At 73.7% G+C, this 18,791-nt stretch carries 17 protein-coding genes; 12 read left to right on the forward strand and 5 right to left on the reverse strand.

Features of this window, described 5'->3' with window-relative positions; all coding sequences use genetic code 11:
- Window positions 1–180: 180 nt before the first annotated feature.
- Both ABTZ58_RS18430 and ABTZ58_RS18435 read right to left on the reverse strand, forming a co-directional pair.
- Entirely contained in the window at window positions 181–1,665 is a 1,485-nt protein-coding gene (locus ABTZ58_RS18430; RefSeq protein WP_351357297.1) for a class I adenylate-forming enzyme family protein, read from the reverse strand.
- Window positions 1,665–1,913 (reverse strand): acyl carrier protein, encoded by a 249-nt coding sequence (locus ABTZ58_RS18435; RefSeq protein WP_351357300.1) that lies wholly within the window; start codon window positions 1,911–1,913, stop codon window positions 1,665–1,667. Before ABTZ58_RS18435 ends, ABTZ58_RS18430 begins: the two co-directional genes overlap by 1 nt.
- A gap of 386 nt (window positions 1,914–2,299) precedes the next feature.
- Here ABTZ58_RS18435 and paaA point away from each other — a divergent pair, with 386 nt between their 5' ends.
- The 9 genes from paaA to ABTZ58_RS18480 all read left to right on the forward strand — a co-directional run bounded on the left by paaA (window position 2,300) and on the right by ABTZ58_RS18480 (window position 9,810).
- The gene (paaA, locus tag ABTZ58_RS18440) at window positions 2,300–3,268 is read left to right on the forward strand and encodes a 1,2-phenylacetyl-CoA epoxidase subunit PaaA (protein WP_228757471.1); all 969 of its coding nucleotides are present in this window, start codon (window positions 2,300–2,302) and stop codon (window positions 3,266–3,268) included.
- On the forward strand, window positions 3,265–3,576 hold the full coding sequence (gene paaB, locus ABTZ58_RS18445; RefSeq protein WP_351357303.1) for a 1,2-phenylacetyl-CoA epoxidase subunit PaaB: 312 nt from the start codon (window positions 3,265–3,267) through the stop codon (window positions 3,574–3,576). Before paaA ends, paaB begins: the two co-directional genes overlap by 4 nt.
- A 61-nt stretch (window positions 3,577–3,637) precedes the next feature.
- Window positions 3,638–4,378 carry a 1,2-phenylacetyl-CoA epoxidase subunit PaaC gene (paaC, locus tag ABTZ58_RS18450; protein ID WP_351357663.1) on the forward strand — a complete coding sequence of 247 codons (741 nt, stop codon included), beginning with the start codon at window positions 3,638–3,640 and terminating at the stop codon, window positions 4,376–4,378.
- Window positions 4,375–4,887, forward strand: a complete 513-nt coding sequence (gene paaD / locus ABTZ58_RS18455; RefSeq protein WP_351357306.1) for a 1,2-phenylacetyl-CoA epoxidase subunit PaaD — start codon at window positions 4,375–4,377, stop codon at window positions 4,885–4,887. The genes paaC and paaD overlap by 4 nt, the downstream gene beginning before the upstream one ends.
- An 8-nt stretch (window positions 4,888–4,895) precedes the next feature.
- Window positions 4,896–6,026 (forward strand): 2Fe-2S iron-sulfur cluster-binding protein, encoded by a 1,131-nt coding sequence (locus tag ABTZ58_RS18460; protein ID WP_351357309.1) that lies wholly within the window; start codon window positions 4,896–4,898, stop codon window positions 6,024–6,026.
- Window positions 6,027–6,065: 39 nt separating this feature from the next.
- Window positions 6,066–6,842, forward strand: coding sequence for an SDR family oxidoreductase (locus ABTZ58_RS18465; protein ID WP_351357312.1), 777 nt, complete (start codon window positions 6,066–6,068; stop codon window positions 6,840–6,842).
- A 25-nt stretch (window positions 6,843–6,867) separates the two neighbouring features.
- The gene (locus tag ABTZ58_RS18470; protein ID WP_351357315.1) at window positions 6,868–7,716 is read left to right on the forward strand and encodes a tryptophan 2,3-dioxygenase; all 849 of its coding nucleotides are present in this window, start codon (window positions 6,868–6,870) and stop codon (window positions 7,714–7,716) included.
- Complete coding sequence (locus ABTZ58_RS18475; protein ID WP_351357317.1) at window positions 7,706–8,554, forward strand: alpha/beta hydrolase family protein; 849 nt, start codon at window positions 7,706–7,708, stop codon at window positions 8,552–8,554. Before ABTZ58_RS18470 ends, ABTZ58_RS18475 begins: the two co-directional genes overlap by 11 nt.
- The gene (locus tag ABTZ58_RS18480) at window positions 8,551–9,810 is read left to right on the forward strand and encodes a kynureninase (protein WP_351357320.1); all 1,260 of its coding nucleotides are present in this window, start codon (window positions 8,551–8,553) and stop codon (window positions 9,808–9,810) included. Before ABTZ58_RS18475 ends, ABTZ58_RS18480 begins: the two co-directional genes overlap by 4 nt.
- A 139-nt stretch (window positions 9,811–9,949) precedes the next feature.
- Here the strand turns inward: ABTZ58_RS18480 and ABTZ58_RS18485 are convergent, their stop codons facing one another.
- Window positions 9,950–12,094, reverse strand: coding sequence for a glycoside hydrolase family 99 protein (locus ABTZ58_RS18485; protein WP_351357323.1), 2,145 nt, complete (start codon window positions 12,092–12,094; stop codon window positions 9,950–9,952).
- A gap of 2 nt (window positions 12,095–12,096) precedes the next feature.
- Complete coding sequence (locus ABTZ58_RS18490; protein WP_351357325.1) at window positions 12,097–14,952, reverse strand: carbohydrate-binding protein; 2,856 nt, start codon at window positions 14,950–14,952, stop codon at window positions 12,097–12,099.
- Window positions 14,953–15,348: 396 nt separating this feature from the next.
- Between ABTZ58_RS18490 and ABTZ58_RS18495 the strand changes: the two genes are divergently transcribed.
- The 3 genes from ABTZ58_RS18495 (at window position 15,349) to ABTZ58_RS18505 (ending at window position 17,048) form a co-directional block, all read left to right on the forward strand.
- Window positions 15,349–15,480, forward strand: a complete 132-nt coding sequence (locus ABTZ58_RS18495; RefSeq protein ID WP_351357328.1) for a hypothetical protein — start codon at window positions 15,349–15,351, stop codon at window positions 15,478–15,480.
- Window positions 15,470–16,744, forward strand: coding sequence for a C40 family peptidase (locus tag ABTZ58_RS18500; protein WP_351357331.1), 1,275 nt, complete (start codon window positions 15,470–15,472; stop codon window positions 16,742–16,744). The genes ABTZ58_RS18495 and ABTZ58_RS18500 overlap by 11 nt, the downstream gene beginning before the upstream one ends.
- 67 nt (window positions 16,745–16,811) lie before the next feature.
- Entirely contained in the window at window positions 16,812–17,048 is a 237-nt protein-coding gene (locus tag ABTZ58_RS18505) for a hypothetical protein (protein ID WP_351357334.1), read from the forward strand.
- A 63-nt stretch (window positions 17,049–17,111) separates the two neighbouring features.
- Here the strand turns inward: ABTZ58_RS18505 and ABTZ58_RS18510 are convergent, their stop codons facing one another.
- Window positions 17,112–18,761: an FAD-dependent oxidoreductase gene (locus tag ABTZ58_RS18510; RefSeq protein WP_351357337.1), complete on the reverse strand. Its 1,650-nt coding sequence runs from the start codon at window positions 18,759–18,761 to the stop codon at window positions 17,112–17,114.
- Window positions 18,762–18,791 lie beyond the last annotated feature (30 nt).

An 18,791-nucleotide genomic window follows, 5' to 3' on the forward strand; every position in this document is an offset into this window, starting at 1 on the left:
CCATCAACCGGCGCCGTCCGCGAGGGCTCCGCGTCGGGCTCGGCCGTCCGTCCGTGCTCCGTGCCCGCCCGGCCCAGCCGTGCGCGCACGGCAGCGACCCGGGCCGGCCACGGCGTCTCCGTCGTGGCCGGCCCGGGTCGCATCGGGCGCCCGGTCATCGCCGTCCGCCGCCGCACGCGCTCACACCCGCAGCAGCTTCTTGATGATCTTCCCCGCGGGATTGCGCGGCACCTGCTCGATGAACTCCACCCGCCGCGGCCGCTTGTACGGCGCGAGCAGCCCCGCGACATGCGCGAGCAGTTCCGCCGTGCCCGGCTCCGCGCCCGCCTCCAGGGCGACGTACGCCAGCGGCACCTCGCCGTAGTCCTCGTCGGGCATCCCGACGACCGCCGCGTCCCGGACCGCCGGGTGTGTCATCAGGGCGCGTTCGATCTCCGAGGGGTAGACGTTCTGCCCCGCGCGGATGATCAGGTCCTTGGTGCGGTCCACCAGGCTGATGCGGCCCTCGTCGTCCATGAAGCCGAGGTCGCCCGTCCTGATCCAGCCGTCCCGGGTGATCTCCCGGGTGGCCTCCGGGTCGTTCCAGTAGCCCTGCATGACGCCCGGCCCGCGCACTACGATCTCGCCGATCTCACCGGGCGGCAGCTCCCGGCCGGTCTCGTCCACGGCGCGGGCGGACATGCCCGGCACGACCCGCCCGCACGGGATGCGGGCGGTGACGTCCCCGGGCGCGGGGTGCTCGTCGGGACCGAGCGTGACGAACGGGCCGCCCACCTCGGTCATGCCGTACACCTGCCGGAAGCCGCACCCGAGCCGTTCCACCGCGTCGGCGTAGACGTCGAGCGGCATCGGGGCCGCCCCGTACAGAACCTCCCGCAGGGAGGACAGGTCGGTGCGGAGGGACGCCTTGGCCTGGAGCATGAAGCGCAGCATCTGCGGCACCAGCCACATGTGGGTGGCGCGGTGCGCCTCCACCGCGGACAGCGCCCGCTGCGGGGTGAACCCGGGCATCAGCACGACCGTCGCGCCGGCCGCCAGGTAGGTGAGGGACACGACCATGCTGCCGTGGTACAGCGGGCAGCAGTTGACCATGACGATGTCGTCCGTGGGGCGGGCCATCACCAGCCAGCCGAGGGCGATCGCGCGGAACGACGCGCTGTCGACGGTCACCCCCTTGGCCTGCCCGGTGGTCGCCGAGGTGTGCAGCACGGCGATCGGGTCCGTGTCGGCGACGTCCGGCAGGTCCCGCTCGGCGGCCAGGGTGCCCAGCGCCGCGAAGGCGGGCTTGTCGAAGGCCACCCGGATACGCACCGAGGACGGCAGGCCGGCGTGCCGGTCCAGCAGGTCGGACTCACCGAGGACCGCCACCGCGCCGACGCGCTCGACGATCCCGGCGACCTCAGGCTCGGCCAGGCTGTGGTTCAGCGGCACGAACAGCGCGCCGAGCCGGGCCAGCGCGAAGTAGCTCTCCAGGACCTCGATCCGGTCCTTGGAGAGCACGGCCACCCGGTCGCCCCGCTGGATTCCCAAGTCGGCCAGCCCGCGCGCCAGTTGCAGCGTACGGTCATGCAGTTCGGCCCAGGTGACGCTGCGTTCCTCGTCCACCAGCGCGGTCCGGCCGGGCCGGCACTGGCGGTTGCGCTCCAGCAGTTGCGACAGCCACATCACGCACCGCCGCTCGCGCCGGCGACCGCGCGCTCGGCCACGAAACGCTCGTAGTCGCCGATCGTGCGCAGCTCCTCCATGTCCTCGGCGGTGATCTCGACGCCGAGCCGCTGCTCGACCAGCAGGACGAGACGCACCAGGTCCCCGGAGTCGATACCGCTGGCGGCCAGGTCGGCGTCGTCGCCGATCCGGTCGGCGTACTCGACGGTGCCGGTGAGTTCGACCAGCAACTCCCTGATGGTGCTCATGGTTTCCCCTTTCGCCCCGGCGTGCCGGCCGCCGCGGTCCACAACTGTCACCCCCTCAAGAGGCGCCTGCGGCCGGCCCCCACTCCCGGGCCGTCCCGTGAGCTTTGTCACGCGCCCGAACCTCACGCGCCGGGGATAGCCGGGCCCCGCCCCAGGCCTCTTTCCGCAACGAAGCAACCCGCTCCGCCCGGCCCCGCGGCGGGCGGTTCCCCAGCCGAAGGAGTGATGCGCGTGCCCAGGCAGCCGGTACGGGTCCGGGCCCCGGGACGGTGCCCGCAGCACGGCACCGCCGCGACGGTCACCGGACGCCCGGGCGGTGCCCGGTGACCGCGTCGACCACCACCCCCACCACCGCGGACGCGGCGGGCGCCCCGGACGAGGACGAACTGCTCGCCCACTTCGACGCGCTCATCGCCGACGGCGAGACGATCGAACCGCGCGACTGGATGCCCGACGGCTACCGCCGCATGCTGGTCCGCCAGATCGCCCAGCACGCCCACTCCGAGATCATCGGCATGCAGCCGGAGGGCGCCTGGCTCACCCGCGCCCCCTCCCTGCACCGCAAGTCGGTCCTGCTCGCCAAGGTCCAGGACGAGGCGGGCCACGGCCTGTACCTGTACTCCGCGGCCGAGACGCTCGGCGTGGACCGCGCCGACCTGCTGGACGCCCTGCACCACGGTCGGCAGCGCGCCTCGGCCACCTTCAACCACCCCGCGCTGACCTGGGCGGACACCGGTGCCATCGCGTGGCTGACGGACGGCGCCGCCGTCATCAACCAGGCACCCCTGTGCCGCACCTCCTACGGGCCCTACGCCCGGGCGATGCGCCGCGTCTGCCAGGAGGAGGCCTTCCACGTGCGGCAGGGCTACGACCTGATGCGCGCCCTGTGCGAGGGGACGCCGGAGCAGAAGGAGATGGCGCAGGACGCGGTGAACCGCTGGTGGCTGCCGGCCGTGGCGCTGATGTTCGGACCGCCCGACACCGAGGCGGGCGGCGCCGACGCGCGGACCGCCGCGCTGGGTGCCGCGGTCTCCCGCCGCGCGATGGCCTGGGGCATCAAGCGCCACACCAACGACGAACTGCGCCAGCGCTTCGTCGACACCTGCGTCCCGCAGGCCGAGCGCCTCGGCCTGACGCTGCCCGACCCGGCGATCCGCTGGAACGAGGAGCGCGGCCACTACGACTTCACGCCCGTCGACTGGGACACCTACCGCCGCGCCCTGGGCGACGACACGCACTGGGCGCGACAGCGCATCGCCCACCGCCTCGCCGCGCACGAGGACGGCGCCTGGGTCCGGGAGGCCGCCGTCGCGTACGCCGCGAGGACGGACGAGCCGGCGGGAGCGGCCGCATGAGCGCGGCACGGGAAGGCGCGCCGGCGTCCTGGGAGGTGTTTCTGCGGGCCCGCAGGGGCCTGGCGCATCAGCACGTGGGGTCGGTGCGCGCCGCAGGCCCGGACGCGGCCCTGGCCGCCGCCCGCGATCTGTACACGCGGCGGGGCGAGCCCCTGTCGCTGTGGGTGGTCCGCTCCGACGCCGTGCACACGGCCTCCCCGGACGAACGCGACCCGTACTTCGCGGGCGGCAGCCACAAGCCGTACCGCTACCCCGAGCACTACGCGCCGCTGACCGAGAAAGGCCCCGAAGGTGAGCACCACGAGTGACGTCACGGCGGTACGTGACGGCTCCCCGCCGGGCGAGCCGCCGTCCGCCGCCGATCCCGACCTGGCCCGGCACCTGACGCGCCTCGGCGACGACGCCCTCGTCCTCGGACAGCGGCTGTGCCAGTGGATCACCCGCGCGCCGACCATCGACGAGGACCTGGCCCTGTCCAACATCGCCCTCGACCTCATCGGCCACGCCCGCGCGCTCCTCTCCCGCGCCGGCCGCCTCGACGGGACCGGCCGCAGCGAGGACGACCTCGCCTACACCCGCTCGGAGCGCGAGTTCACCAACGCCCTGCTGACCGAACTCCCCAACGGGGACTTCGCCGTGACCGTGGCCCGGCAACTCGCCTACACCCACTACGCCGTCCTCCACTACGAGGCCCTCGCGCACTGCGCCGACCCCGAGCTCGCCGCGTTCGGCGTCCGGGCCGCCAAGGAGGTCGCCTTCCACCGGCTGCACGCCGACCGCTGGACGGTGACGCTGGGACGCGGCACCCCGGAGAGCACCCGCCGCATGCAGCGGGCCCTGGAGCGGGTGTGGCCCTACACCGGCGAACTCTTCGAGGAGGACGACGTACTGCGCCGCCTGGCCGCGTCCGGCACCGTGCCCTCACCGGCAGCTCTGCACGACACGTGGCTCGACCGGGTCACCGGCGTCGTCACCGAGGCCGGACTCACCGTGCCCGCTCCCTCCTGGTCGGCCACCGGAGGCCGCTCGGGCCTGCACACCGAGGAGTTCGGCCCGCTGATCGCCGAACTGCAGTCGGTGCGGCGGCAGTTCCCCGGAGGCACCTGGTGAGCGGGCCCGCCCCGGTCACGGTCCGCCGTTCCGCCGAGGAGGTGCGTGAGCGGGTGGCCGCGCTCCCGGACCCGGAACTGCCGGTGATCGGCCTCGGCGACCTCGGCGTGGTGCACTCCGTCGCCCCCGGCCCCGACGGCGTGCTGGAGGTGGAGATCACCCCCACCTACCTGGGGTGCCCCGCGCTGCCCGAGATCACCGCGGCGGTGCAGGAGGTCCTGACCGCCTGCGGTCACCCCGACGGCCGTGTCCGGCACGTCCTCACGCCCGCCTGGACGACGGACCGCATCACCCCCGAAGGGCGGCGCGCACTCGCCGCGCACGGCATCGCCCCACCCGTGTCCCCGGCACCCGACGGCCCGGTCCCCGTCGCGCTGGGCGCGGTGCCCTGCCCGCACTGCGGCTCGACGGCCACCCGGCCGCACAGCGCCTTCGGGCCGTCCCGCTGCCAGTCGGTGCTGTGGTGCACGGCGTGCCGCGAGCCCTTCCCCCACCTGACCGCGCTGTGAGGCACACCGTGAACACCACCCCGCCCGCCCTCCTCGACGAGGTGCCGGCCGCCCCGCCCCGCCGCACCGGCCGGCACGCCCTCGAGGTCACGGAGGTCCGTCACCTGAGCGCCGACACGGTGGCCGTCACCCTCCACGTGCCCGCCGGGCTGCGCGACGTCTTCGCCCACCACCCCGGCCAGCACGTCGTCGTCCGCCACCGCCGGACCGGCACCGAACTGCGCCGCAGCTACTCGATCTGCCCGCCACCGCACACACCCGGGGCGCTCCGCCTGGTGATCAAACGGTCCGGCCCCGGCGGCTTCGGCGACCACGCCACCACCCGGCTCGCACCGGGCGCGCGCCTGGAACTCTCCCCGCCCACCGGCACCTTCGCCCTGCCGGAGGTGCCGGGCGCCCACCACGTCCTCCTCGCGGGCGGCACCGGCATCACCCCCCTGGCACCGATGGCCGCCCACGCCCTGCGCCGGGACCCGGCCTGCCGCGTCAGCCTCGTCCACTCGGTCCGCACCTCCGCCGACGCCGTGCTGGCCGACGAACTGGCCGAGGTCAAGGACGAGTTCGTCGACCGCTTCACCGTCCTGTACGTGCTGACCCGGGAGGACCGGGGAAGCGGGAACGGGCCGCTCACCCGGCGGCTGGACGCGTCCGGAGTGCGCCGGCTGCTGGCGGCCGTGGACGCCCGTCCGGGCCCGGACACCACGTTCGCCCTGTGCGGACCGCCCGGCCTCGTCGCCACCGCGCGGCGGGTCCTGGCCGACCGGGGAGCCGACCCGTCGCTCGTCCGCTGGGAGCTGTTCACGGCCGACGGCACGCAGCCGACGCCGCCGGAGCCGGCCGGGCGGGCCCCGGGGGCGGGGGAGTACCGGGTCACCGCCCTGCTCGACGGACGCCGCCGGGCCGCCACCGTGCTGCCGGACGACCCGGCCCTGCTCGACGCACTGCTGCGCAGCCACCCCGACGTGCCGTACGCCTGCCGTGAGGGCGTCTGCGGCAGCTGCCGCGCGAAGGTCCTGTCCGGGCAGGTGACGGCGGACCGTCAGCACGCTCTTGACGAACGCGACCGCGCCGCCGGCTACACGCTCGTCTGCCGCGCCAGGCCCCGCACCCCAGAGATCACCCTCGACTTCGACGCCTGATCCCGCCCGCCACGCCACCCCCAGCGAAGGAGACCCACGATGACCGCCACCGCCCGCCACGCGGGAAAGACCGCCCTGGTCACCGGAGGCAGCCGCGGCATCGGCAGAGCCATCAGCCACCGCCTCGCCCGCGAGGGCGCCCTCGTGGCGGTCCACTACGGCCACGACCTGACGGCCGCCGAGCGAACCGTCAAGGAGATCCAGGCCGACGGCGGCCGCGCCTTCCCCGTGCACGCCGAACTCGGCGTCCCCGGTGACGCCGACACCCTGTGGTCCGCCTTCGACGAGGCCCTGGCGCAGCAGGACGCCCCGGCCGGCCTGGACATCCTCGTCAACAACGCGGGCATCACCGTCCCCCGCCCCATCGCCCAGGTGACCGAAGCCGACTACGACCGCGTCTTCGCGATCAACACCAAGGCGCCGTTCTTCATCATCCAGCGCGGACTGGACCGCCTCCGGGACGGCGGCAGGATCATCAACATCTCCTCCGTCGCGACCCGCGTCGCCTTCCCGGCGATCGTCTCCTACACCATGACCAAGGCCGCCCTCGACTACCTCACCCTCTCCCTGGCCCAGGAGCTGGGCCCCCGCGGCATCACCGTCAACGCCGTCGCGCCCGGCTACACCGAGACGGAGATCAACCCCACCCTCGCCGTCCCGGAGATCCGCCGCCGCTACTCCGAGGCCTCCACGTTCGGCCGGCTCGGCGACCCGGTGGACATCGCGGACGTCGTCTCCTTCGTGGCGAGCGACGACGCCCGCTGGGTGACCGGCCAGTGGATCGACGCCTCCGGCGGCGCCCACCTCGGTGTGTGACCCGTCCGCGCCTCTAGGAGATGTGATGAACGACCGCACGACCACCCTCGACGGGCCGGCGCCGGACGACACCCTGACCCGCCCCTTCCAGGGCGCGAGCCCCTACGACACCTACGTGCACGCGTCCGTCCTCAACACCCTGCAGCACCCGCTCACCGAAGCCCCGGACGAGATGGGGTTCCTCGTCACCACCCAGGTGATGGAACTGTGGTTCACCCTGATCGTGCACGAGTGGCGCACGGCCAAGGTGGCCTTCGCCAAGGACGACCTGCCCGCGGCCATGGACGCGCTGGTGCGCAGCCGCCGCGCGCTGACCGCCCTGGGCGGCGCCTGGGCGCCCATCGCCGCCCTGACCCCCGCCCAGTTCAACGGCTTCCGGGCCGCGTTCGGCCGGGCGTCGGGCTTCCAGTCGGCGATGTATCGGCACATGGAGTTCCTCCTCGGTGACAAGTCCGCCGGGATGCTGCGCGCCCACCGCGGCGACCCGGCCGTCCACGAGGCACTCGCCGAGACCTACCGCGAACCGTCCCTGTACGACGAGGTGCTGACCTACCTCCACCGCCAGGGCCTGCCCGTCCCGGCCCATGTCCGCGAACGGGACGTGACCAGCCCCTACGACAGCGACCCCGGTGTGGTGGAGACCTGGCGGCACGTCTACGCCGGACCACAGCACCACCCCCATCTCGCACTCGGCGAACTGCTCACCGACATCGCCGAACTCGTCACCCGCTGGCGCTCCGACCACGTCCTGGTGGTCCGCCGCGCCATGGGAGCCAAACCGGGCAGCGCCGGATCGGCCGGGCTCGCCTGGCTGGAGCAGCGGGCGGCCCGGCCGGTCTTCCCCGAACTGTGGGAGGTGCGCGGTGACGTCTAGGACGATCTCCGCCTTCGCGGCCGAGGAGGAGCAGCGGGTCCTGAGCCTGAAGCCGGTCCTGGCACCGGTCCACGGCCGCTACGGGGACCACCCCCACCAGTCCTACGACGCCTGGCCGTCCGAGGACCCCGACGCCCCGCTGGTGATCCTGCTGCACGGCGGCTACTGGCGCTACGACCGGATGCACCTGACCCCGTTCGCGGCCTGGCTCGCCACCCAGGGGTTCCACGTGCTGCTCCCCGGCTTCCGCCGGTCCGGCGGTGCGGGCGGTTATCCCGAGACCTTCGACGACATCGCCCGCATCGTGGACACGCTGCCCGAGGGGCGGCCCTACGTCCTGGCGGGCCACTGCTCCGGCGGGCACCTGGCCCTGTGGTGCGCCGCCCGCGGCCTGCTGCCCCCCGGCTCCCGCTGGCACACCCGCACCCTGCCGACGAGCGTGCTCGCCCTCGCGCCGATCACCGACCTCACCGCCACCCGCCGGGACCGCCTCAGCAACGACGCGGCCCTGCAACTCCTCGGCGGAGAGGAGCACTTCGCCGACCGGCTGGCCGAGGTCGACCCCCTCACGCTGCTGCGTGACGCCGGCACCACCGGTGTCCCCACCGTGCTGCTGCACGGCGCCGCCGACGAGGAGGTCCCGCTCACCCAGTTCAGCGACTACGCGGCCGTGCACCGGGACCTCAGGATGGTCGTCCTGCCCGGCACCGGCCACTACACCCTCATCGAACCCGGAGCACCCGGCGCCCACGCGGTCGCCGACACCCTCCGGGACATGGCGGCCGCCTTCACCCCGGCGGGCGCCGGCCGCGCGGGCGAGGAGGCCGCACACCGATGACCGCCGCGCTCTCCGCCGCCACCGTCCTGCGCGAGCAGGCCGCACAACTCGACACCGACGACCCCCTGGCCCCTGTCCGCGGACGCTTCCTGCTCCCGCCGGACGTGGTGTACCTCGACGGCAACTCCCTGGGCCCGTTGCCCGCCGCCGTGCCGGCGGCCCTCGACGACGTCGTACGGCGCCAGTGGGGCACCGGACTCATCGGCTCCTGGAACGCGGCCGGCTGGTGGGAGGCGCCGCTGCGCGTGGGCGACGCCATCGGCAGGCTCATCGGGGCCGCGCCGGGGCAGACGCTCGCCGGCGACTCCACCAGCGTGCAGTTGTTCACCGCGCTCGACGCCGCCGCCGCGCTCCGCCCGGACCGCCCGCTGCTGGTCACCGACCCCGGGCACTTCCCCACCGACCGCTACCTCGCCGACGCGGTCGCCCGCCGCCGCGGCCTGGAGGTACGGCACGTGTCGCCGCCGGACCTCCCGCACTTCCTCGCCTCCGAGGGCCACCGGGTCGCCGTCGTCAGCTACTCGCCCGTCGACTTCCGCACCGGCGAGCTGTACGACATGCGGGCGCTGACCCGGGCCGCCCACGACGCCGGGGCCCTCGCGCTGTGGGACCTGTGCCACGCCGCCGGCGCCCTGCCCCTGGAGGCCGACGCCCTGGGTGTGGACCTGGCGGTGGGCTGCGGTTACAAGTTCCTCTCCGGCGGGCCCGGCGCCCCCGCCTTCCTCTACGTGGCACAGCGTCACCACGCCGCGCTGGAGACGCCGTTGCCGGGCTGGACCGGCCACACCGACCCGTTCGCCCTGGCGCGGGACTACTCGCCCGCGCCCGGCATCGCCCGTGCCCGCATCGGCACCCCGCCGATCCTGTCCCTGCTGGCCCTCGAAGCGGCCCTCACCGCCTTCGACGACGTCGACCTGCACCAGGTCCGCGCCAAGAGCCTGTCCCTGACGGGCTTCTTCCTGCGCTGCGCGGACGAACTCCTGGCACCCCTGGGCTTCACCTCCGTCACCCCGTCCGACCCCTCCCGCCGCGGCAGCCAGGTCACCCTCCGCCACCCTCACGCCCACGGACTGGCCGTCGCCCTGGCCGGGCGCGGTGTCGTGGCCGACATGCGCGCGCCCGACCTGCTCCGCTTCGGCGTCAACGCCCTCTTCACCAGCCACGAGGACCTGCTCACCGCCGCTTCGCGCCTGCGCGACCTCACCGTGGAGGCCGCGTACGACCCGGCCCCGCCCAGCGCGGGACCGGTGACCTGAACGGGCCGTCACCCGGCCGGCTGCCGTGACGTCAGGGCGCGGCACTGCCGGCCGGGGCGACTGCGGGAACCGATGGCACGGCGCGCCGGATGCCCGGCCCCACATGACGGCTGCGGCCCGGGCATCCCCCTCGTCGGGTCTAGTCGGCGGTCACCTCCCGGAAGCGGCCGACCCAGTACGCGGTGCGGTCCAGATACGCCGTCTGTGCCGCCTCTCCCGTCTGCCCGTAGGCACCGTCGAACGTCCGGTAGCCGTGGCCGGCGGGCGGCGTGGAGTCGGCCGGTTCGATGGAACTGCCTTCGTGCCACTCGTTGAACGAGGTCACCGACACCCAGGTCGGCGCCCCGCCGGTCGCCGGATCGAGGGCGTTGGACCACTGCCGGTCGTACGCCGCGCCGTCGGCCCGGTCCACGGTGGGGGTGGTGTTGCCCGGCACCGCCCGGTCGTCGATGTACCCGGGTGCGACGGACGGGGCCCAGACGAGCCCGTGGGCGCGGGCGTGGTCGCCGGCCTGCTTCCAGCCGGGTGCCGTGGCGCCCGCGATGCCGTCGTAGGTGTACATGCCGGAGAAGTGCGCGATCTTGGTCGTGTCCGTGGTCTGGGCGAGGACGATGCTTGTGCCGGTCACCTGGTCCAGTGCCGTCCAGTCGGCGATGTCGAGGCTCTGGAAGACGTAGAACGCGCCCTTGCCGCCGTGATCCGCGGAGCGGTGGAAGGCCGGGTGGCCGCCGTAGGTGCTGTTGAGATAGGCGATGTCGGCTGCCGTCGACGCCCCCGTGCGGCCCGGGTACGGCTCCAGGTGCCAGGCCACCTCGATGCCCCGTTCCCGGGCCGCGTCGAGCACGCCCCGCGCGAGCCGGTCCTCGTAGCTGCCCCGCCCCCACCAGCTGTAGACGATCACGCCGGCACCCGACCGGGCGACCCACTCCATGTGCCGGGCGACGGCGCCGTCGAAGTCACCTGAGTCGTACGGCCCGAGCGCCGGGTAGAGGTCGGCGCCGATGCCGTCCGGCGGCGCGTGCCCACCCTGCTGCCAGTGCCGCCAGCCGCCGTGCACGGCCGGTGTCCCGTACCAGGGGTAGTAGAAGAGGTGGACGTCGTCGGACAGGGTTGCGGCGGCGGACCGGGTGGAGAGGGTGAACGTGTCGACGTCGAACAGGGCCCCGCCGGCGCCGGTGAAGCGCAGGAAGAGCGGGCCCGAGGCGGAGCCGGTCAGGGCCGTCGTGACGGTCGTGAAGGTCTCCCAGCCCCCGGTGACCGGCACGGTCACCCTGCCGAGCAGGGTGCCGCCGGCGGAGCCGGACCGGATCTCGATCGTGCCGCCCGCCCCCGCGGAGGACACCTTCGCCGTGAAGGTCCTCGCTGCGGCGGTGGTCACCTGGGCGTAGCCCGCCCAGTCGCCGTCGTCGATGTACCCCAGCGTCTGCCCGCCGCTGGCCGGGCCGTGCGCGGCCACCTGCACCCCGGAGCCCGAGCTGTAGGACTCGGCCTCGACCTGTCCGTTCCCGGCCGGAGCCGAGCAGTCGGCGGCCGTCTGCCCGGCGGCGTACCGCACGCCGCCCAGCAGCAGGGAACGGAACGCCGGGTCGGCGTAGGACTCGGCGGTGTGGCCGAGCCCGGTGTAGAAGGACCGGCCCGAGCCCTGGCCGTGGCACCAGGTGATGGGGTGGTCGGCGCCCATGGAGCCGCCGCTGTAGGTGGTCTCGTCCAGGGACTGCAGCACCCGCACGCGGGGGCGGGGACTGGCGCGGTAGTTGTACCACTCGTCGGTGCGGGTCCAGGTCGCGCCCAGGTGGGCGGTGGCCGGGTGCGTGCGGTCCTCGGTGCGGAGCGTGGCCTGCTGGATCGCGGGGTGGCTCTGGAACCACGCGCCGACGAGCTGCCCGTAGTAGGGCCAGTCGTACTCGGTGTCGGCCGCCGCGTGCACGCCGACATAGCCGCCGCCGGAGTCGACGTAGGACTGGAACGCGCTCTGCTGCGTGGCGTCGAGGACGTCGCCGGTGGTGTTCAGGAACACCACGGCCTCGTAGCCGGCCAGGTTGGACGGGGTGAACGCCCCGGCGTCCTCGGTGGCGGTGACGGTGAAGTCGTGCTGCCCGCCGAGGGCGCGCAGGGCGTCGACGCCGGCCGGGATGGCGTCGTGCCGGAAGCCGGCCGTCTTGGAGAACACCAGGACCTCGAAGGAGGCCGCGTGCGCCGCACCGGCCGGGGCGATCAGGGCGCCGAGCAGGCCCAGGGCCGCGGCCGTGGTGGCCAGGCGCAGTCGTCGTATCAGGTCGGTCATGGTCATCGCCCCTTGCGCGCCGTGGCGGCGGATCGGGTGAGCGTGAAGCTGCCGACGTCGAACAGGGAGCCGGAGCCGCCCGTGAAGGTGAGGAACAGCGGGCCCGATCCGGCGCCGTTGAGTGCCGTGCCGACGGTCGTGAAGGTGTCCCAGCCGCCGGTGACCGGTACGGTCACGGAGCCCAGCAGCGGCCCGGTCTGCGAGCCCGAGCGGAACTGGAGGGTGCCGCCGGTCCCGGCCGAGGAGACCCGCGCGGAGACGGAGACCGCTCCGGCGGTGGACACGGACGCGTAGCCCGCCCAGTCGCCGTTGTCGATGTACCCCAGTGTCAGGCCCCCGCCGGCCGTGGCGTGCGCCGCGGGCTGGACACCCGAGGCGGAGCTGTACGACTCCGCCTCCCACGGTGTGGTCGCGGTGGAGCCGGCGCCGAGGGTGAAGGCGTCGACGTCGAAGAGGCTGCCCTGTCCGGTGGGGCCGCGGAACACCAGGAACAGCTCGGTGGTGCCGGCGGGCGCGCCGGACAGGGTGGCGGTGACGTCCGTGAAGGTGTCCCAGCCTCCGGTCACCGGCACGGCGGCGGACCCGAGCAGGGTGCCCGTGGCGGAACCGGCCCGTACCTGGAGGGTGCCGCCCGCGCCGCCGGAGGCCACGCGTGCGGTGAACCTCGTGGCGCCCGCGAGGACGTACGGCTTGAAGGAGATCCAGTCGCCGTCGTCGGTGAAGCCGACCGTGCGGCCGCCCTCGGCACCGGCGTGGTCGGCGATCTGGACGCCGGACTGGGCGCCGAAGTGCTCACCCTGCCGGTGTCGTGGTTGCAGGGTGCGCACGGAGTGCGTGGTCAGGCCTCCGGCGTCGGTGTACTCGGCGTCGAAGACTCCGTAGAGGTTGGCGGCGCTGTCGTGCTCGCCGTCGGCGGGCACGGTGAGGGTGCCCTCGCAGCCGGTGGTGGAGGTGATGGCGTGGGTGTGGCTGTCATGGCCGAGGAGGTAGGTGACCTTCACCTTGGAGCAGTCGACCGAGCCGTCCTCCGGATCGCCGACCTGCACCTTGAACGGCACCGCGTCGCCGAAGGCGAACGGCTGGCCGTGCAGCGGCTGTTGGAGGCTCACCGTCGGTGCCGTGTTCCCGGCGGTGACCACCAGGCTCGCGGTGCCGGTGAGGCCTGCCGTGTCGCGGACGGTGAGGGTGGGACGGTAGGTGCCCACCGAGGTGTACGTGTGGCTCGGGTCGGCCTGCGTGGACGTGGTGCCGTCGCCGAAGTTCCACGCGTAGGTCAGTGCCCCTCCCTCGGGGTCGGAGCTGCCCTGGGAGGAGAACCGCACGGTCAGCGGCAGGGCGCCGGAGGTGCGGTCGGCGGACGCCTGGGCGACGGGGTTGCGGTTGCTGCCGGCGATGTACTCGATGCGGTACAGGGCCGAGTTGTTGCTGCCGCTGCCGTAGTCCAGGACGTACAGCGCCCCGTCGGGGCCGAAGTCGGTGTCCATCACCTGGGTGCCGTTCCAGGGGACGTCGTCGATCGTGCCGTAGGAGCCGTCGCCTTTGACCTCGATGGCCTTGATCCACCGACGGCCGTACTCGGCGGCGAAGAAGCGGCCGTCGAGGGACTGCGGGAACTTCACGGTCGAACTCGACCCGGCGTCGAAGCGGTAGACCTCGCCGCCCATGGGGGATTCCGAGCCGCCGCCGAACTCGGGCGGTGAACCGTCCAGCCCGTACTTGATCCAGCTCGGCCTGGCCGGGGGGAGCTGGGCCTGGCCGGTGTTGCGGAAGGAGTTGTTGGTGGGGCCGCCCGCGCAGGCGTACTTGGCGCCTGAGGGGCCGCTGGGGAAGGTGTACTCGTTGTACGTCTCGGCCGCGGTGTTGGTGCCCGTGCAGTACGGCCAGCCGTGGTTGCCGGGGGAGGTGACGCGGTTGAACTCGACCTGGCCGCCCGGTCCCCGGCTGGGGTCGGTGCCGCCCGCGTCGGGGCCGTAGTCGCCGAGGTAGACCGCGCCGGTGGGCCGGTCGACGGACATCCGGAACGGGTTGCGGAAGCCCATCGCGTAGATCTCGGGCCGGGTGCCCGCGGTGCCCGGTGCGAACAGGTTGCCCGAGGGGATGGTGTAACCACCGGCGGCCGTCGGCTTGATCCTGAGCACCTTGCCCCGCAGGTCGTTGGTGTTGCCGGAGCTGCGCTGGGCGTCGAACTGGGGGTTGCGGTCGGTGCGTTCGTCGATCGGGGCGTACCCGGACGAGTCGAACGGGTTGGTGTCGTCGCCGGTGGTCAGATAGAGGTTGCCGGCCGCGTCGAAGTCGATGTCGCCGCCGACGTGGCAGCACTGGCCGCGGTCGTTGGGCACCTCCAGGACGACCTTCTCACTGGCCGGGTCCAGGGTGCCGTCGCCGCGCAGTGTGAACCGGGACAGGTTCAGGTGGCCCTTCCAGGGTGCGAAGTCGGCTGCCGTGCCGGTCGTGGGGGCGTCGCCCGCCGGGGTGTTCAGCTTCGGAGAGTAGTAGACGTACACATACCGGTTGGTGGTGAAGGCGGGGTCGGCGGCGATGCCCTGCAACCCCTCCTCGTCGTGCGTGTAGACGTCCAGCTTTCCGGCCTGCTTCGTGTTGCCCGCGGCGTCCGTGAGCCGGATCGTGCCGTCGCGGGCGGTGTGCAGGACCGAGCGGTCCGGCAGTACGGCGAGCGACATGGGCTCGCCCGTCTCGGCCGCTCCGACGGCCAGTTGGACCTGTTGGTAGTCCCCGGGCGGAAGATCCGCCGGGGCCGCCGAGGCGGGGGTGGGCGCGGGAGCCGCTGTGACGGCACCGGCCAGGACGAGCGCGAGCGCGGTGAGGCGTCTCAGCCCCGCGCGGGGGCGCCAGAGCATGGGGGGTGTCCTTCCTGACGGTGGGGGATGTCAGGCATGGCGCGCGCCGGCCGCGCTTGCCGGGTGCTGGTGCGGGGCGCGACGACGGACTGTCGGGCAACCGCGGAGATCGCTGACGCTGTGCGTGTATTGCGCTGCACACGACGTGAATTGCGGAACACAGCTTGTCTTTTTGCATGCTGGGGGCCGCCACCTGATATGTCAAGGCCCTGTCAAAATGGCGGCATCCGGTCGCTCGCGCGAGGAGGGGTGAAGGTCACATCCCCATATCGGGCATCTCGGGCTTCGATCTTCACGGAAGAGTCACAAGTTGGCTAAGTTGGCCACTGCGTGCACGACTTCCATCGACAGGCAGACGGTTCCGTGCACTCCCGGACGGAAGGAGCGCGCCAGTCCATGGCGTCGGAACGAACCTCGCGCCCCGAAGTGGCCGACAGCGCGGGCAGCAAGCGCAACTCCCTTGCCCCGGAGCCCTCCACCGCCGCGGCCCGGCCCGCACGCACCGGTGGTGCCCGCGATGGTGTCTGAGAGCCAGGGGCCGAGCCCCGAAGAGGTCCGGCGGTATGTCGACAGTCTCTACGACCGGGCCGAGAGCGACACCGGCACCTTCAACGCGACCCGCGCCGCCGGGATGATCCCGCGCCAGCGGGGCACGGCCGCCCGCGACCTGTCCCGGAAGGACACGGAGCCGGCGATCGGGAACCTGGCCCGGCAGTGGTTCGACGCCGCCCGGGCCAAGCTGGGCCCCACCGTGCCGGCGTCGCAGCCGGACAGGAGGCCGCCCGTGGCTCCCGACCGCGCGCCCCGAGCGGCGCGCCCCGTGGAGCGCGCCCCGGAGCCCCTCGCCCTGGAAGCGCCCAAGCCCACCGGACTCGTGCCGGAGCTGACCGGCCCAACGCCGCAGGCGCCTGCGGCCGGCTCCCTGCCCGCGTTCCCGGAGCAGCGTGGCGCACCGCCTGTGGCAGGGGAGTCCGGGCGCGACGAGTGGCGCACTCAGCCCGTTCTCGGCGGCGCCGCGGCGTGGTGGCCGCGGTACGAGCCCGCGTCCGCTCCGGGGTCCGGCTCACCGCTCGACCCGCGGCCCGCCGCCCCCGAGTCCCTCGCGGGTGCCTACCGAACGGATCTCCCGGCAAGCGGGGCGCAGACGTACGCGGACGTTCCCACGACGGGCGTGACCGCTCCGTACGCCACGGCCCTGCCGGTCGATCCGACCGCAGGTTCCACGCCCGGTCCGTCGGCCGACCTGCTCACCGCCACGTACGGCGCCGCTTCGCCGGACCTCTCCGCACCCGTCCTGGAGGCTCCTGCTCCGGCACTGCTCACCGCGCCTGCCGTCGCCCCCGCCCCGGCCCTCACCGCGCCTGCCGTCGCCCCGGCCCTCACCGCACCGACCGTGACGGGTGGATCCTGGCAGGCGCCGGACGCCGGCCACCGCACCCGGGCCGAGCGGGTCGTCGCCTTCGCCCGGGAGCAGATCGGCCGGCCCTGCGTCTGGGGCGCGGTCGGGCCGGGGTCGTACGACGCCCCCGGGCTGACCCAGGCCGCGTGGAAGGCTGCCGGTGTGACGCTTCCCCGGACCGTGCGGGCGCAGTGGGAAGCCGGAGTGCAGGTCTCGCTCGCCGACGTCCAGGTCGGAGACCTGGTCTTCTTCCACGACGACCGCGGCCACGTCGGCATCTGGAGCGGTGACGGCATGATGATTCACGCCCCGGGGCCGGGAGCGCTCATCCGTGAGGAGTCGGTGTTCTTCGCCGGCCAGTCGGCGATCAGGGGTGCGGTCCGCCCGGCTTGACCGCCCGGCGACAAGTGAGATGAGGGGTTCCGTCATGTCCCTGAGGAGTCAGGGCACTTGACGGCTCATGACGCTGCCCAAACCGTTGAAGAACGCCCTGATCGTCGTGCTGACCTATGTCTGCGTCGTCCTGATCATGCGCTATCGAAGAGACGGCATGGACTGGGGTCCGGCCCTGTTGATCGGTCTGCTCGTCACCCCTCTGGCTCTGCTGTTGTCGGCGGGCCGGGACCGGCTCATGGGCAAGGCGGCGAGGGCGGGTGAGAGGATGCGGGCTCGCCGCCGAGGGGAAGCGGCCGAGTGACACCGGACCGGCGCCACGCCGTGGCGCCGGTGGAACGCGTGACCGCGGTGGGCGGGCGTGGCCTCAGCGCAGTGATCGGCGCCGGGCGGCCGTGACCAGGTCCGTGACGGTCGCGAGCTTGTTGCGTGGTCGGCCGTCGCGTCCGCCGCGCAGGCGCTCGGCCCGGTCGATGGCCGCCATGCCGCGGGCGTCCACCAGATGCGGAGCGCGGCGCCGCGCAAGGCGCGCGAAGGACTTCGCCGGGTGGCCGGGCGCGGGAAGAGCGCCCTCGACGGCGTCGGCGAGCAGACTGGTCACCGTTTCGGCGGCGCACGCCCGGTTGGCTCCGATGCCCCCCGACGACCCCCGTTTGATCCACCCCGCGACGTAGGTGCCCGGCAGCCCGGCCACCCGTCCCTTGTCGTGCGGAACGGTTCCGCTCGCCTCGTCGAACGGCAGGCCCGGCACCGGTGTGCCCCGGTAGCCGATGGCCCGCAGCACCGTCGTGGCGGACAGCAGTGTGTCGCCGCTTCCCCCGGTGACGCGCACGGCCCGCACCCCCGCGTCGTCGCCGGCGACGAACTCCGTGGGCGCGGAGTGGAAGCGCAGCACGATACGGCGGCCTGCATCGGGCGGCTGTGACCAGTCGACCCGTTCGCGCCGCACACCCCGCAGCAGCGCGGCGACTTCGTGGGGGCCGGCCGCGTCGATGGCGCTGCCGATGCGTGGGTCGTGGTCGTCGACGACCAGGTCCACACCGGGCAGGTGGGTCAGGGCGAGCAGTTCGGGCCGGGTGCACGCGGCGTGCTCCGGGCCGCGCCGGCCCAGGAGCACGACCTCGCGGACGGCGGCGTCGCGCAGGGCGCGCAGCGCGTGGTCGGCGATGTCGGTGCCGGCGAGCCGCTCCGGGTCGGTGACCAGGATGCGGGCCACGTCGAGTGCGACGTTGCCGTTGCCCACCACGACCACGCGCTCGGCGGACAGGTCCACCGCGTCCGGGGCTACGTCCGGATGGGCGTTGTACCAGGCCACGAACGTCGTGGCGGACACACTGCCCGCCAGGTCCTCACCGGGAACGCCCAGCCGCCGGTCGCCCGACGCCCCCACCGCGTACACCACGGCGTCGTGGTGGGCGGCGATCTCCTGAACCGACACGTGTTCCCCGACCTCCAGTCCCAGCAGCATCCGCACCCGCGGATGAGTGTGGAAGCGGGCGAAGGTGTCACCGATCTTCTTGGTCGCGGGATGGTCGGGGGCGACGCCGTACCGCACGAGACCGCCCGTCACCGGCAGCCGGTCGATGAGGGTGAGCTCGGCGTTGGTGTGCAGGAGCAGATCCTGGGCGGTGTACATCCCGGCCGGTCCCGTGCCGACGACGGCGACGCGCAGGGGGCGGAAGTCCGCCGGCAGGGCCCGGTCGAACGTCGGCCGGTCCCAGGCGTGGAAGTTCGGGCTGTCCTCGGCGGGTTCGGGTACCGGGGTGCCGGCGAAGTAGGCGGCGTTGATCTCGGCGTACGCCTGCTGCGGGCCGGTCAGCCGGTCCACCGGGACGATGGCGTCCACCGGGCAGGCGTCGGCGCACGCGCCGCAGTCGATGCAGGCCCGGGGGTCGACGTGCAGCATCTCGGTGCTGCCGAAGGCCCGTTCCTGCGGCGTGGGATGGATGCAGTTGACCGGGCAGACGGCGACACACGCGGCGTCGGCGCAGCAGGTCTGGGTGATGGCGTAGGTCATGGGGTCCGCTCTGTTCGAACAGCGCTGCCG

This window comes from Streptomyces sp. NPDC094143 (assembly GCF_040303825.1).
Taxonomy (GTDB): Bacteria; Actinomycetota; Actinomycetes; order Streptomycetales; family Streptomycetaceae; genus Streptomyces.